Consider the following 12,713-nt stretch of genomic DNA (forward strand, 5'->3'; position numbering starts at 1 on the left):
GAGGGTGAGAAGCGTGCCCAGGACGAGCGACGCGCGCGAGCGGTTGGTGAGGAGTGCCGCGCGCCTGTTCCTGACCCGCAGCTACCAGTCGGTGGGGGTGGAGGAGCTGTGCTCGGCCGCCGATGTGCGGCGCGGGAGCTTCTACCACTTCTTCCCGGCCAAATCCGACCTGGCCAAGGCGGTCATCGACCACCACGCCGCCGCGCTGTTCGCGCGGCTGGACCGGGCGGCCGACGGCGGTGCGGCAGGCGGGGACGCGGACGACGCGGCCGCGCGGCTGCACGCGATGGCCGACGCGGTCGGGGAGATCCAGGCGGGCTTCGAGGCGCGGTTCGGGCGGGTCGTCGGCTGCCCGTTCGGGAACCTCGCCGCCGAACTGTCGACCACCGAGGACGGCCTGCGCGAGCATCTCGCCGGGGTGTTCGCCGCGTGGGAGCGGCGCCTCGCCGTGCTGTGCCGCGCGGCGGCCGACCGGGGCGCGCTGCGCGACGGCGCCGACCCCGATCTGCTGGCCACGATCCTGGTCGCCCAGTTCCAGGGCATGATCCTGCTGGCCAAGACCGGCCGGTCGGACGCGTCGCAGATCCCCCGGGCCCTGCACCAGGTGATCGCCGCCAACCTCCGGGAGCACGCATGACCGAGGCCGTGGACTTCCACTTCGACCCGATGTGCCCGTTCGCCTACGCGACCTCGGTCTGGCTGCGCGAGGTGCGCGACCGGCTCGGGATCGAGGTCGCCTGGCGGTTCTTCAGCCTGGAGGAGGTCAACCGCGCCGAGGGCAAGAAGCACCCGTGGGAGCGGCCGTGGTCGTACGGCTGGTCGCTGATGCGGATCGGCGCGCTGCTGCGCCGCCGCGACATGGCGGCGCTCGACGCCTGGTACGGCGCGATCGGCGCCGAACTCCACGAGCGCGGGGGCAGGCCGCACGATCCCGACGTCGCGCGGCGGCTCCTCGACGGGCTCGGCTTCGGCGCCTCGGCGCTGGACGAGGCCCTGGCCGACGCGGGCACGCACGAGGACGTCCTGGCCGACCACCGCCGGGTCGTGGACGCGGGCGGCTTCGGCGTGCCGACCCTGTTCTTCCCCGACGGCCAGTGCCTGTTCGGCCCGGTGCTGATCGACCCGCCCGCGGGCGACCGCGCCGTGCGGCTCTGGGAGACCGTCACCGGGATGCTGGAGTTCCCCGACCTCTTCGAGATCCAGCGTCCGAAAGGCGACGCCGAGCGGCGGCGCATCCACCGGGCGCTCCAGCCCTACCTCAGCGGCCGCGACTGGGTCAGCATCGACCGCGGCCGGGTGATCGAGATTCCCGAGGACTCCACGAAGGGCGGTTCGGCATGAGCCGGGACGCGGACCGGAAACACGTGACCGACGCGCTCGTCGGCGAGTGGGCGGCGCTCGACCGGCTGCTCACCGGCCTCACCGATGCGGAGTGGACGCGCCCGACCTGCCTGCCGGGCTGGCGGGTGACCGACGTCGTGGCGCACCTGATCGGCACCGAGTCGATGCTCGCGGGCGAGCCGGTGCCCGAGACCGGCGTCGACGTCTCGGCGCTGCCGCACGTCCGCAACGACATCGCGGCGGTCAACGAGCAGTGGGTCACGGCGCTGCGCGAGCAGGAGCCCGCGGCGATGCTGGCCCGGTTCCGCGACGTCACCTCCCGCCGCGCCGAGATGCTGGCCGGGATGTCGGACGCCGAGTTCGGCGCGCCGAGCTGGACGCCCGCCGGCCAGGCGACCTACGGCCGGTTCATGCAGATCCGGATCTACGACTGCTACCTGCACGAGCAGGACGTCCGCGCCGCCGTCGGCCGGCCCGGGAACGAGGACGGCCCGGCGGCCGATGCCGCCGTCGACGAAGCGGCCCGAGCCCTGGGGTTCGTCGTCGGCAAGCGCGCCGCGGCGCCGGACGGCAGCACCGTCCTCTTCGACCTCACCGGACCGGTCCGGCGCGGCCTGGCGGTCAAGGTCGACGGCCGCGCCCGGCTGGTGGACGGCGCGGCGGGGGAGCCGACGACGGCGCTGCGCCTGCCGTCGACGCTGTTCCTGCGGCTCTGCGGCGGCCGGACCACCGCGCACGACTCCGTCGAGGTCGCCGGCGACCGCGAGCTGGGCCGCAGGGTCCTCGACAACCTGGCCTTCACGATCTGAGAGCAGCGCGACCACGTCCGCAGGGCGTCAAGACGATCGACTACGACCGGCTGACCCTCGGCGGCGTCTCCGACTACTACGTCTCCTTCGACAACGTGAAGGTCGGCGAGGAGCTCGGCAAGGGTCTGCAGAAGTGCCTCGGCGGCAAGGCGTCCAACATCGCCTACCTGAACGGCTCGCCGACCGACAACAACGCGACGCTGTTCGCCAAGGGCGCGCACAACATCCTGGACAAGGTCGCCGATTACAAGAAGGCGGCCGAGCAGGCCGTTCCGGACTGGAAGCCGGAGAAGGCGGCGACGATCTTCGAGCAGATGTACACCGAGCAGCACGGCAGGATCGACGGGGTGCTGGCCGCCAACGACAACCTCGGCAACGCCGCGATGGCGATCGTCAAGAAGAACGGGCGGGCCGGCAAGGTCGCCATCACCGGGCAGGACGCCACCCTCCAGGGGCTGCAGAACATCCTGGACGGCACCCAGTGCATGACCGTGTACAAGCCCGTCAAGCAGGAGGCCGACGCCGCCGCCAAGCTCGCCATCTCCCTGCTGAAAGGCCAGAAGGGCGAGACCAGCGCCACCGTGAACGACCCGCAGGGCAAGCGCGACGTGCCCTCGGTGCTGCTCATCCCGATCGGCGTCTTCAAGGACAACGTCAAGCAGGTCACCGACGACCAGTTCGTCAAGGCCGCCGACCTGTGCAAGGGCGCCTACGCCGCCAGATGCAAGGGCGCCTACGCCGCCAAATGCAAGGGCGCCGGCGTCCAATGACCGCGGCGGCCGGGCCCGGAGTCCCGGCCGCCGGGTTCGTCCCGGTGGATCAGTGGGCGAGTTCTCCGATGCCGCCGTCGACGCCCTGATCGACGCCCTGATCGACGCCCTGATCGACGCCCTGATCGACGCCCTTCGCGCCTGAGGAGCGGCCGTACCTCCGAGGTAATCGCCGGGATGACGTGAGGGTCGATAGCGTCGGGGCGTGACGACAATGACGACGGCGTTGAGCGACGTGCGACCCATCGGAGAGCAGCTGCGCGCGTGGCGGCAGCGGCGGAGGCTGAGCCAGCTGGAGCTGGCGTCGGAGGCGGACGTGTCGACCCGGCACCTGAGCTTCGTCGAGACGGGCCGGTCGGCGCCGAGCCGCGACATGGTGCTGCGGCTCGCCGAGCACCTGGACGTGCCGCTGCGCGACCGGAACCTGCTGCTGGTCGCCGCCGGGTACGCGCCGGTGTTCGACGAGACGCCGATCGAGGAGCCGCGGATGGACTCCGTCCGCGCGGCGCTGCGGCAGGTGCTGGACGGCCACGAGCCGTACCCGGCCGTGGTGGTGGACCGCTTCTGGAACCTGATCGACGCCAACGCCGCCGCGCAGTTCTTCATGGAGGGCGCGCCCGCGGAGCTGCTGGAGCCGCCGCTGAACGTGCTGCGGCTCAGCATGCACCCCGACGGGATGGCCAGGGACATCCTCAACCTGGCGGAGTGGCGCGCCCACATGATCGACCGGGTGCGGCGCCATGTCGCGCTCACCGCCGACGCCGCGCTGACGCAGCTCTACCAGGAGCTGCGGAGCTTCCCCGGAGACGTCGGGGAGGCGATGGCGCCGCCGGCGGACCACGACGTGTTCGTTCCGCTGCGGATGCGGGTGGACGGCCGGGAGCTGTCGTTCTTCAGCACGATCGCGACGTTCGGGACGCCGGTGGACATCACCGTCGCCGAGCTGGCGATCGAGTCGTTCTATCCGGCGGACGAGGCGACCACCGCGTTCCTCAAGGAGCGCGCCGGCTGGTGACCGGCGGCCGGACGTCCTCACTCCTCGGCTCGCAGCAGGTCGTGGTGGACGCGTTTTAGCGGCATCCCGAGCCGCTGGAGCGCGGCGACCGTCCGGCGCACCATCGGGACGGGGCCGGCGACGTAGGCGTCGAGGCCGTCCCAGGGGTCGTCTCGGCCGTCCGCGTCCTCGAGCAGGTCGGCGAGCACGTCGGTGAGGACGTCGGCGGGTGTGCCGCGCAGGCCGCGGAAGTCCGGCTCGTCGGACAGGACGGGCAGCACCCGCACCCACGGGTACACGGACTCCAGCAGGCGCAGGTCGGACAGGTCGTAAAGGTCGCGTTCGGTGCGGGCGCCGACCAGCAGCCGGACGTCGCGCCGGCGGCCGGGGGCGACGGCCTGCTCGGCCAGCGCCTTGATCGGGGCGAGGCCGGTGCCGCCGGCGACGAGCAGCAGGTCGCGGCCGGAGTCCGGGTCGAGCGTCATGGTGCCGGCGGCGGGCCCGAGCAGGACGGTGTCGCCGGTCCCGGTGTCGCGCACCAGCGCGCCGCTCACCCAGCCGCCGGGCCGGGCCCGCACGTGCAGCCGGAGCCTGCCGTCCGAGCGGGGCGCGTTGGCGATGGAGTAGGGCCGCCAGACGCGCGGCCAGCGGGAGGTCTGCACGGTCACGTACTGGCCGGGGGCGAACGGCAGCGGACGCTCGGGGCTGAGGGTGAGCACGGCGAGGTCGTCGGCGCGGCGGTCGTGCTCGACGACCTCGGCCGCCCACCACGGCGGGGCGCCGGCGTCCCGCTCGGCGGCCTCGGCCATCGCCGCGGCGGCGGACCGGTAGGCGTTCGTCCACGCCTCCTCGGCGCGCGGGCTCCACACGTCGCGGGCGAAGACCCGCAGGGTGGCGAGGAGGGCGTCCTCGACCGCGGCGTAGTGCTCGGCGGTCACCCCGTACCGGCGGTGGTCGCGGCCGAGGCGGGCCAGGTGGCAGGCCAGGTCGTCGGGGTTGTCCTGGCTCCAGACGATGCGGTTGAGCGCGTGGAAGAAGCGGTCGCGCTGGGCGTCCAGCGCGACCGGGAACAGCGCGCGCAGCCGCGGATTCGCGGCGAAAAGGCGGCCGTAGAAATAGCTCATGGCCTTGTCGGAGCTGTTTTCGAGGCGGGCGAAGCCCTCTTTGAGCATTCGGGGTTCCATCGACATGGCAAGCACGTCCCCTCGGCGGGTGGAGGCCGGGACCGCCGGCGGTTCGGCGCCCTCGGCGCTCCGCGGTGCCCGGCTCGGTGAGATTCTCTCACTGGAATTCCCAGGTCATCAAGGCGGCGACGCCGTGGTGATCCCTAATGTCACGATATGTAGTTGTTTTTTTATTCTCTGTGATCGCACTAATTGCGACAAATAGGGCAAATACTGCTCGGTACTGGATGCGTCCGGGAAGATCGGCCCGGCGGGTGCCGGTTCGGGAAATGCTGATGCTCGCGGACGGGCCCGTTCGGATCCGGACGGCGACCGCGGAGGCGGAGCGACCGGAAGTGGTGCACGGACTTCCACCTCGGTAGAAGTTTCGCCGGAGCGGTGATGGATGTTCTCCAGGGGCCGGCCGGCGCGGCGGGGGAGGGCGTCCGGGGCGGAGTGAGCAAGATCGTCCAGGTCGGGGGCCCGGACCGGGCTCGGGGCTTCGGCCTGCGGAGCCCGGGGCCGTGCGGCTAGCTTTGCGGAGAAAGGCCGGGGGCGGGACGGTCCGTGGGGGCGGGCGATGCGCCATGATGTGCACGCAACAGCGGTGAATCACCATAGCCGACCCGTGGCCAGTGTTCGGCAGAGGGGAATCCACGCATGTCAGAGGCGATCCGAGGGGCTCCGGGCCCCGCCGCAGGGGGAGGCGCGCCGCCGCTCATCGGCATCACCACCTACGAGGAGCCGGCCCGCTGGGGCGTCTGGGTGCGCGAGGCCGCGCTGCTCCCGGCGGCGTACGTGCGCTCGGTCGAGCGGGCGGGCGGCGTGCCCGTCATGGTCCCGCCGACGGGCAGCCTGCGCGGGCTCGCCGCGCTGGTCTCCCGGCTGGACGGGCTCGTCCTCGCGGGCGGCGGCGACCTCGACCCGGAGCTGTACGGCGCCGGACGGCACGCCGAGACGGGGCCGCCGCAGCCGCTGCGCGACCGGTTCGAGCTCGCCCTCGCGCGGGCGGCGGTGGACGCCGACCTGCCGTTCCTGGCGATCTGCCGGGGCATGCAGGTGCTCAACGTGGCGCGCGGGGGCGCGCTCGTCCAGCACCTGCCGGAGGCCGTGGGGCACAAGGCGCACGCCCCCGAGGTCGGGAAGATCGGCACCCACCGGGTGCAGATCAGCGCGACCAGCGCCATCGGCAAGATCCTCGGTGACGCCGCGGACGTGCCCACCTACCACCACCAGGCGGTGAGCCGCCTCGGCAAGGGCCTGTCGGCCGTGGCCTGGGCGGACGACCAGGTCGTCGAGGCCGTGGAGCTGCAGGGCCACCGGTTCGGCCTGGGCGTGCAGTGGCACCCCGAGGACGGCGACGACAAGCGGCTGTTCGAGGCGCTGGCGGCCGAGGCCGCCGGCCGCTGACCGGGGATTGACCCCCGCGCACCGGGGAAGGCGAAGCGGTAGGTTCCGCGCAGATCGCCCCCTGGAGGCCGCCGCATGCCCTTGCACCCGCAGACCGTGAGCTTCCTGGAGACGCTGTCCGCCTGGACGGCTCTGCCGGACGGCGCGCCGCCGGCCGAGGTCGACGCCGGACCCGCGATCGAGGAGATGCGGCGCAGGATCGGCGAGGTGTTCCCGGTCGACCGGCGCGAGCTCCCGCACGTCGAGGACCTCGCCGTACGCGGCCCGGCCGGTCCGGTCCCGGTGCGGCTGTACCGTCCGGAGCCGCTCGAGCGCGGCCCCCTGCCCGCCCTGGTCTACCTGCACGGCGGCGGATGGGTGCTCGGCGGCGTCGACAACGTGGACTCCGCGTGCCGCGACCTGGCGGCGGGCGCCGGGTGCGCGGTGCTGAACGTCGGCTACCGGCTCGCGCCGGAGAACCCGTTCCCGGCGGCGGTCGACGACGCATGGGCGGTGCTGGCGGCCGTCGCCCGCGAACCGGCCCGCTACGGCGCGGCGCCGGGCGCGCTCGCCGTCGGCGGCGACAGCGCGGGCGGGAACCTGGCCGCCGCCGTCGCGCTGCAGGCCCGGGACCGCGGCCTGCCCCTGGCGCACCAGCTGCTCGTCTACCCGGTCACGGACACGGCGATGGACACGCCGAGCTGGCGCGAGTACGGCACCGGGTACGGGCTCGACGCCGCGACGCTCGCCCGGTTCATGGACCTGTACCGCGACGGCGCCGACCCCGCCGACCGGCGGCTGGCGCCGCTGCGCGCCCCCGACCTCGCCGGCGCCGCGCCCGCGACCGTGATCACCGCCGAGTACGACATCCTGCGCGACGAGGGCGAGGCGTACGCGCGGCGCCTCGCGGCCGCCGGGGTGCCGGTGGAGGCGCGCCGCTTCGACGGCGTCGTGCACTCGTTCTTCCTGCTGCCGGAGATCTTCGACGCCGGCGCCGAGGCGATGGAGCTCGCTGTGCGACGATTGCGTGCGGCATTCGGCGATCAGGCGGCGGAGGGCAGTGCGGCATGAGCGACGCGGCGCGCGGCGGGGACGCGGTGTACGGCCGGTACGAGCGGCTGAAGATCGACTGGGCGGCGGACGGCGTGCTGCGCGTCACGTTGAGCGCGCCGGGCCGGCTGAACGCGCTGGACACGGTCGGGCACCGGGAGTTGGCGGCGGTCTGGCGGGACGCCGACGCCGACGACGCGGTCCGCGCGGTGCTGGTGCGCGGCGAGGGCGCGGCGTTCTCCGCGGGCGGGGACATGTCCATGATCGAGGAGATGATGGGCGACCACGCGTCGCGGCGCCGCATCATGCGCGAGGCCCGCGACATCGTGATGAACGTGCTGAACTGCTCGAAGCCGGTGGTCAGCGCGATCCAGGGGCCCGCGGTCGGCGCGGGGCTGGCGGTGGCGATGCTGTCCGACATCTCCGTCGCGGGCCGCACCGCGAAGATCATCGACGGGCACGTCCGGCTCGGCGTCGCGGCGGGCGACCACTCCGCGATCATCTGGCCGCTGCTGTGCGGGATGGCGAAGGCGAAGTACTACCTGCTGCTGAACGACGTCCTCACCGGCGCGGAGGCCGAGCGGATCGGCCTGGTCTCGGTGTGCGTGGACGACGGCGAGGTGCACGAGCGCGCGCTGGAGATCGCCGGCCGGCTCGCCGCCGGGCCCGCCGAGGCGATCTCGTTCACCAAGCACGCGCTGAACAACTGGCTGCGGCTGGCCGGCCCGACGTTCGACGCGTCGCTGGCCATGGAGTTCTTCGGGTTCACCGGCCCGGACGTGCGGGAGGGCGTCTCCGCGATCCGGGAGAAGCGGCCGCCGCGCTTCGGCTGAGCACCGTGCGGGACGGCCGGGGGCGGGCGGGGCCCGGATATTGACCGATCCGAACGCGGTTCGGGAGGATCGGGGGCATGCTGCTCGGTGACCTCGCCCATCGCGGTGCGGCGCTCTGGCCCGGCCGGACGGCGTTCGCCTGGGACGGCCGCGCCCGCACCTACCGCGAACTGCACGCCCGCGTCGAACGCTGGGCCGGCCTGCTCGCCGCCGGGGGAGTGCGGGCCGGCGACCGGATCGCGCTGCTCACCGTGAACGTCCCGGAGGCGATCGAGACCGCGTTCGGCGCGTCGCTCATCGGCGCGGTCGTGGTGCCGCTGAACGTCCGGCTGGCCCCGGCGGAGATCCGCTTCCAGGTCGAGGACGCCTCGGCGCGGCACGCGGTCGTCCATCCGGCGCTCGAGGACCTCGCCCGGGCGTCCGGTCTCCTCGACCTGACGCACTGGACGATCGGCCCCGAGCTGGACCGGGCCCTGCACGGGGCGCCGCCGCACGACCTGCCGCGCCCCGCCCCGGACGCGCCGATCATCCAGCTCTACACCTCCGGCACCACCGGCCGGCCGAAGGGGTGCCTGCTCACGAACCGGGGCTGGGTCGCCGCCACCGCCAACGCCGTGCACGCGTTCGGCATCACCGGCGCCGACCGCCTGCTCGGCGCGCTGCCGCTGTTCCACGTCGCCGGGTACGGCGCGGCGCTCGGCCACCTGGCGGCGGGCGGGACGGTGGTGCTCCCGCCCGGCGCGTCGCCCGACGTGCTCTGGCCGCTCGTCGCCGAGCACGGCGTCACGGTCGCGATCTTCCCCACCGGCACGGGAGGGGCGCTGCGGCACCCCGCCGCCGCGCCCGGACCGCTGCGGCTGGTGTTCGGGATGGCCGGCACCGAGCGCGCCCGCACCCTGGAGGAGCTCCGCGGCCTCGGCGTCGGGTACCGCGGCGTCTACGGGTCGACCGAGGCCGGCAACTTCGTCACGGTCACCACGCTGGACGACGAGCTGGAGCGCCCCGGCACCGTCGGCCTGCCCCTGCCGCCGTTCGACCTGGCGCTCGACGGCGCGGACGCGCCCGGCGAGGTCGGCGAGCTCCTGCTGCGCGGCGCGAGCGTGATGGCCGGGTACGCGGGCCTCCCGGACCCGATGGACCGGGGCTGGCTGCGCACCGGCGACCTGATGCGCCGCGACGCCGACGGCTACTTCCACTTCGTCGACCGCGCCAAGGACATGGTGCGCAGCGGCGGCGAGAACGTGTACTCCGCCGAGGTCGAGCAGGTGCTCGTCCGGCACCCGGGCGTGCTGGACGCCGCGGTGGTCGGCGTCCCGGACGCCCGCTGGGGCGAGGCGGTGAAGGCGCTCGTCGTCGTCCGGGACGGCACGACGCCGGCCGACCTGGACGCGCACTGCCGCGCTCTGCTCGGCGGGTTCAAGCGGCCCCGCTGGTACGAGCTGGTCGACGCGCTGCCGCGCAACCACTCCGGCAAGATCCTCAAGCGCGACCTGCGCGCCGCCCACGACCCGGAGCGGGCCGTCCGCCTCCCCGAGGGCGGCTAGGACGGGCTTCGCCTGCGGCGTGCCGCTCATCGGGGCGGCACGCCGCAGGCCGGCGGTCAGTACGATCTCGGCAGGCCGAGTTCGTGCTGGGCTATGTGGGCCAGCACCAGCTCCTCGGCGACCGGGATGTTCTTGGCGATGCGGGCGTCGCGGAACATCCGGGCGACCGGGTACTCGAGGGAGTACGCCATGCCGCCGTGGGTCTGGAAGGCGCGGTCGGCGGCCTGCCAGGCGGCGTCGGCCGCGGTGAGCTTGGCGATGTTGGCCTCCGACCCGCAGGGGCGGCCCCGGTCCCACAGCCACGCCGCCTTGTAGGTCATCAGCCGCGCCAGCTCCAGCTGCGCCTTGATCCGGGCGAGCGGGAACGCGATGCCCTGGTTCGCGCCGATCGGCTTGCCGAACGGCGCCCGGCCGGCGGCGTAGTCGCAGGCGATCCTCAGCACCAGGCCGCCGGACCCGACGCCGCCCGCGGCGGCGAGGATCCGCTCGGGGTTGAGGATGTCCCACAGGACGGCGAAGCCCCGGTCGACCTCGCCGAGGACGCGGTTCGCGGGGACCCGCACGCCGTCCAGGAACACCATGCTCGACGCGACGGTGTTGGTGCCGAGCTTCGGGATCGGCCGGTAGGTGAGCGTCCCGTCGGCGACGGCCCGCGCGACGTCCACCAGCAGGACGGTGAAGCCGTTCGTGCGGGGCTTCGCCTCGGTCGCCGGGATCGTCCGGGTGACGAGCACCAGGTGGTCGGCGCGCTCGACGCCGGAGATCCAGATCTTCTGCCCGGTCACCACGAACTCGTCGCCGTCCCGGCGGGCCTGCGTGGAGATGTTCATCGCGTTGCTGCCCGCGTCCGGCTCGGTGATCGCGAAGCAGGTCTCGATCTCGCCCGCCGCGATCCCCGGCAGGAACGCGCGCTTCTGCTCCTCGGTGCCGTGCCGGGCGATGGTCAGCCCGCCGAACGCCGGGGTGAGCAGGTACATGAACGACGCGGCGCCGCCCGCGCCGCCCTCGGCGAGCGCCTCCAGCGCCACCGCCAGCTCCAGCAGGCCCTGGCCGGCGCCGCCGTGCTCCTCGGGGATCGCCAGGCTGTGCCAGCCGCCCTGGACCAGCTCCCGCCAGACCTCCTCCGGCCACCGCTTCTCGGCGTCGCAGCGGCTCCAGTACTCCTGGTCGTACTTCCCGGCGATCGCCAGCACGCCCTCGCGCACCGCGGCCGCGTCCTCCGGCAGATCGAAGTCCACCCGCGCCTCCTTCGACTCTCGTGCGGGGCTCTACCGTAACCGATCCAGTAAGTGAGCACTGACGCAGGTGCCGCCGTCATTGAAGGGCCGATCTCCGGGTAGGCAACGGCGGTCGGAGCGTTGGGGCGGCAGGAGGTGCACGGGGATGCGACCAGGCGACAGGTGGACGCTGGCGGGCGCGCGGTGGAGCCGCGGCGGCGGGGACGGCGCGTTCACGGTGGCCGATCCGGCGACCGGCGAACCCGTGGGGGAGGTGCCCGTCGGGACGGCCGTGGACGTCGCCGCCGCGGTGGCCGCCGCGACCCGGGCGGCGCCCGGCTGGGCCGCGGCCGCGCCCGCCGAGCGCGGCGCCGCCCTGCACGCCGCCGCCCGCGCCGTCGAGGAGCACGCCGCCGAGCTGGCGGCGCTGGTCACCGCGGAGATGGGCAAGCCCGCCGGCGACGCGCTCGGCGGGGTCCAGGCCGGGATCGGGACGCTGCGCCAGTACGCCGAGCTGGGGCCGCTGCACGGGGGCCGGAGCCTGCAGGGCGGCTGGAGCGCCGCCGACTTCACGGCCCGCGAACCGCTCGGGCTCGTCGCCGTGATCACGCCGTGGAACGACCCCGTCGCCATCGCCTGCGGCCTCATCGGCGCGGCCGTGGCCACCGGAAACACCGTCGTGCACAAGCCGTCGGAGCGGACGCCGCACACCGGCGCGCTGCTCACCGAACTGCTCGCCGGAGCCCTGCCCGCCGGTGTCGTCAACATGGTCAGCGGCGACGGCACGACCGGCGAGGCGCTCGCCGCCCATCCGGACCTCGACGCGGTCGCGCACGTCGGCTCCACCCGCACCGGCCGCCGCATCGCCGAACTGACCGCGGGGACCGGCGCCAAGGCGCTGCTGGAGAACGGCGGCGTCGACCCCCTGATCGTCGACGCGGGCGTCGATCCCGGCTGGGCCGCCGGGCAGGCCGCCGCCGGCTGCTTCGCCAACGCCGGCCAGATCTGCACCTCGGTCGAGCGGATCTACGTGCACGAGTCGGCCGCCCGGGAGTTCGTCGGCGCGCTGACCGCCCGCGCGCAGGCGCTGCGGACCGGCCCCGGCCGCGACCCGTCCACCGAGCTCGGCCCGCTGGTCGACGAGCGGCACCGCGCCCACGTTCATGAGCAGGTCGAGAAGGCCGTCGCGGACGGCGCGCGGCTGCGCGCCGGCGGCCGGATCCCCGCCGGGCCCGGCTGCTTCTACCCGGCGACCGTCCTGGACGGCTGCACCGACCGGATGGCGGTCATGGCGGAGGAGACGTTCGGGCCCGTCGCGCCCGTCCGCGCCGTCGCCTCGTTCGAGGAGGCGCTGGACAGGGCGAACCGCTCCCGCTACGGGCTCGCCGCGACCGTCCTCACCCGCGACATGGCGCACGCGCAGCAGGCCTGGCGCACGCTGAAGGCCGGCACCGTGAAGATCAACGCGGTGTTCGGCGGCGCCCCGGGCGGCGCCGCCACCCCGCGCCGGGCCAGCGGCCGGGGCTTCGGCTACGGCCCCGAGCTGCTCGACGAGATGACCGCGGTGAAGGTCGTCCACCTGCAGACCGACGTGCCCTGAGCG

At 74.2% G+C, this 12,713-nt stretch carries 12 protein-coding genes; 10 read left to right on the forward strand and 2 right to left on the reverse strand.

Going from position 1 to position 12,713, the window contains the following annotated elements; translation table 11 throughout:
* Positions 1-13 precede the first annotated feature (13 nt).
* The 5 genes from F8568_RS19515 (at position 14) to F8568_RS19535 (ending at position 3,935) form a co-directional block, all read left to right on the forward strand.
* A complete protein-coding gene (locus F8568_RS19515; protein ID WP_151594995.1) occupies positions 14-637 on the forward strand; it encodes a TetR/AcrR family transcriptional regulator in 624 nt (207 codons plus the stop codon).
* Positions 634-1,341: a mycothiol-dependent nitroreductase Rv2466c family protein gene (locus F8568_RS19520; protein WP_151594996.1), complete on the forward strand. Its 708-nt coding sequence runs from the start codon at positions 634-636 to the stop codon at positions 1,339-1,341. The genes F8568_RS19515 and F8568_RS19520 overlap by 4 nt, the downstream gene beginning before the upstream one ends.
* Positions 1,338-2,150 (forward strand): maleylpyruvate isomerase family mycothiol-dependent enzyme, encoded by an 813-nt coding sequence (locus tag F8568_RS19525; protein ID WP_151594997.1) that lies wholly within the window; start codon positions 1,338-1,340, stop codon positions 2,148-2,150. The genes F8568_RS19520 and F8568_RS19525 overlap by 4 nt, the downstream gene beginning before the upstream one ends.
* A complete protein-coding gene (locus F8568_RS19530; protein ID WP_268896316.1) occupies positions 2,147-2,920 on the forward strand; it encodes a sugar ABC transporter substrate-binding protein in 774 nt (257 codons plus the stop codon). The genes F8568_RS19525 and F8568_RS19530 overlap by 4 nt, the downstream gene beginning before the upstream one ends.
* A 214-nt stretch (positions 2,921-3,134) precedes the next feature.
* Entirely contained in the window at positions 3,135-3,935 is an 801-nt protein-coding gene (locus tag F8568_RS19535; RefSeq protein ID WP_151595085.1) for a helix-turn-helix domain-containing protein, read from the forward strand.
* Between the two features lie 17 nt (positions 3,936-3,952).
* On the opposite strand, the gene F8568_RS19540 is transcribed toward F8568_RS19535, so the two are convergent.
* On the reverse strand, positions 3,953-5,086 hold the full coding sequence (locus tag F8568_RS19540) for a globin domain-containing protein (RefSeq protein ID WP_236008914.1): 1,134 nt from the start codon (positions 5,084-5,086) through the stop codon (positions 3,953-3,955).
* A 651-nt stretch (positions 5,087-5,737) separates the two neighbouring features.
* Between F8568_RS19540 and F8568_RS19545 the strand changes: the two genes are divergently transcribed.
* From F8568_RS19545 to F8568_RS19560, 4 genes are all read left to right on the forward strand, one after another.
* The gene (locus F8568_RS19545; protein ID WP_151594999.1) at positions 5,738-6,487 is read left to right on the forward strand and encodes a gamma-glutamyl-gamma-aminobutyrate hydrolase family protein; all 750 of its coding nucleotides are present in this window, start codon (positions 5,738-5,740) and stop codon (positions 6,485-6,487) included.
* Between the two features lie 75 nt (positions 6,488-6,562).
* Positions 6,563-7,537, forward strand: a complete 975-nt coding sequence (locus tag F8568_RS19550) for an alpha/beta hydrolase (RefSeq protein WP_151595000.1) — start codon at positions 6,563-6,565, stop codon at positions 7,535-7,537.
* Positions 7,534-8,349, forward strand: coding sequence for an enoyl-CoA hydratase/isomerase family protein (locus tag F8568_RS19555; RefSeq protein WP_151595001.1), 816 nt, complete (start codon positions 7,534-7,536; stop codon positions 8,347-8,349). Before F8568_RS19550 ends, F8568_RS19555 begins: the two co-directional genes overlap by 4 nt.
* Before the next feature lie 77 nt (positions 8,350-8,426).
* Positions 8,427-9,893 (forward strand): class I adenylate-forming enzyme family protein, encoded by a 1,467-nt coding sequence (locus F8568_RS19560; RefSeq protein ID WP_151595002.1) that lies wholly within the window; start codon positions 8,427-8,429, stop codon positions 9,891-9,893.
* 56 nt (positions 9,894-9,949) lie between these two features.
* Here the strand turns inward: F8568_RS19560 and F8568_RS19565 are convergent, their stop codons facing one another.
* Positions 9,950-11,131, reverse strand: a complete 1,182-nt coding sequence (locus tag F8568_RS19565; RefSeq protein WP_151595003.1) for an acyl-CoA dehydrogenase family protein — start codon at positions 11,129-11,131, stop codon at positions 9,950-9,952.
* Positions 11,132-11,276: 145 nt separating this feature from the next.
* Between F8568_RS19565 and F8568_RS19570 the strand changes: the two genes are divergently transcribed.
* Entirely contained in the window at positions 11,277-12,710 is a 1,434-nt protein-coding gene (locus F8568_RS19570) for an aldehyde dehydrogenase family protein (RefSeq protein WP_151595004.1), read from the forward strand.
* The last annotated feature ends 3 nt before the right edge of the window (positions 12,711-12,713 follow it).

Origin of the sequence: Actinomadura physcomitrii, from assembly GCF_008923205.2 — a bacterium.
Lineage (GTDB): Bacteria > Actinomycetota > Actinomycetes > Streptosporangiales > Streptosporangiaceae > Spirillospora > Spirillospora physcomitrii.

What these genes read in the sequence shown, in the direction of transcription:
- F8568_RS19545 (WP_151594999.1), top strand. Translation starts at nt 5,738, where the DNA reads ATGTCAGAGGCGATCCGAGGGGCTCCGGGCCCCGCCGCAGGGGGAGGC.
- F8568_RS19540 (WP_236008914.1), bottom strand. Translation starts at nt 5,086, where the DNA reads ATGCTCAAAGAGGGCTTCGCCCGCCTCGAAAACAGCTCCGACAAGGCC.
- F8568_RS19555 (WP_151595001.1), top strand. Translation starts at nt 7,534, where the DNA reads ATGAGCGACGCGGCGCGCGGCGGGGACGCGGTGTACGGCCGGTACGAG.
- F8568_RS19525 (WP_151594997.1), top strand. Translation starts at nt 1,338, where the DNA reads ATGAGCCGGGACGCGGACCGGAAACACGTGACCGACGCGCTCGTCGGC.
- F8568_RS19570 (WP_151595004.1), top strand. Translation starts at nt 11,277, where the DNA reads ATGCGACCAGGCGACAGGTGGACGCTGGCGGGCGCGCGGTGGAGCCGC.
- F8568_RS19520 (WP_151594996.1), top strand. Translation starts at nt 634, where the DNA reads ATGACCGAGGCCGTGGACTTCCACTTCGACCCGATGTGCCCGTTCGCC.
- F8568_RS19550 (WP_151595000.1), top strand. Translation starts at nt 6,563, where the DNA reads ATGCCCTTGCACCCGCAGACCGTGAGCTTCCTGGAGACGCTGTCCGCC.
- F8568_RS19535 (WP_151595085.1), top strand. Translation starts at nt 3,135, where the DNA reads ATGACGACGGCGTTGAGCGACGTGCGACCCATCGGAGAGCAGCTGCGC.
- F8568_RS19560 (WP_151595002.1), top strand. Translation starts at nt 8,427, where the DNA reads ATGCTGCTCGGTGACCTCGCCCATCGCGGTGCGGCGCTCTGGCCCGGC.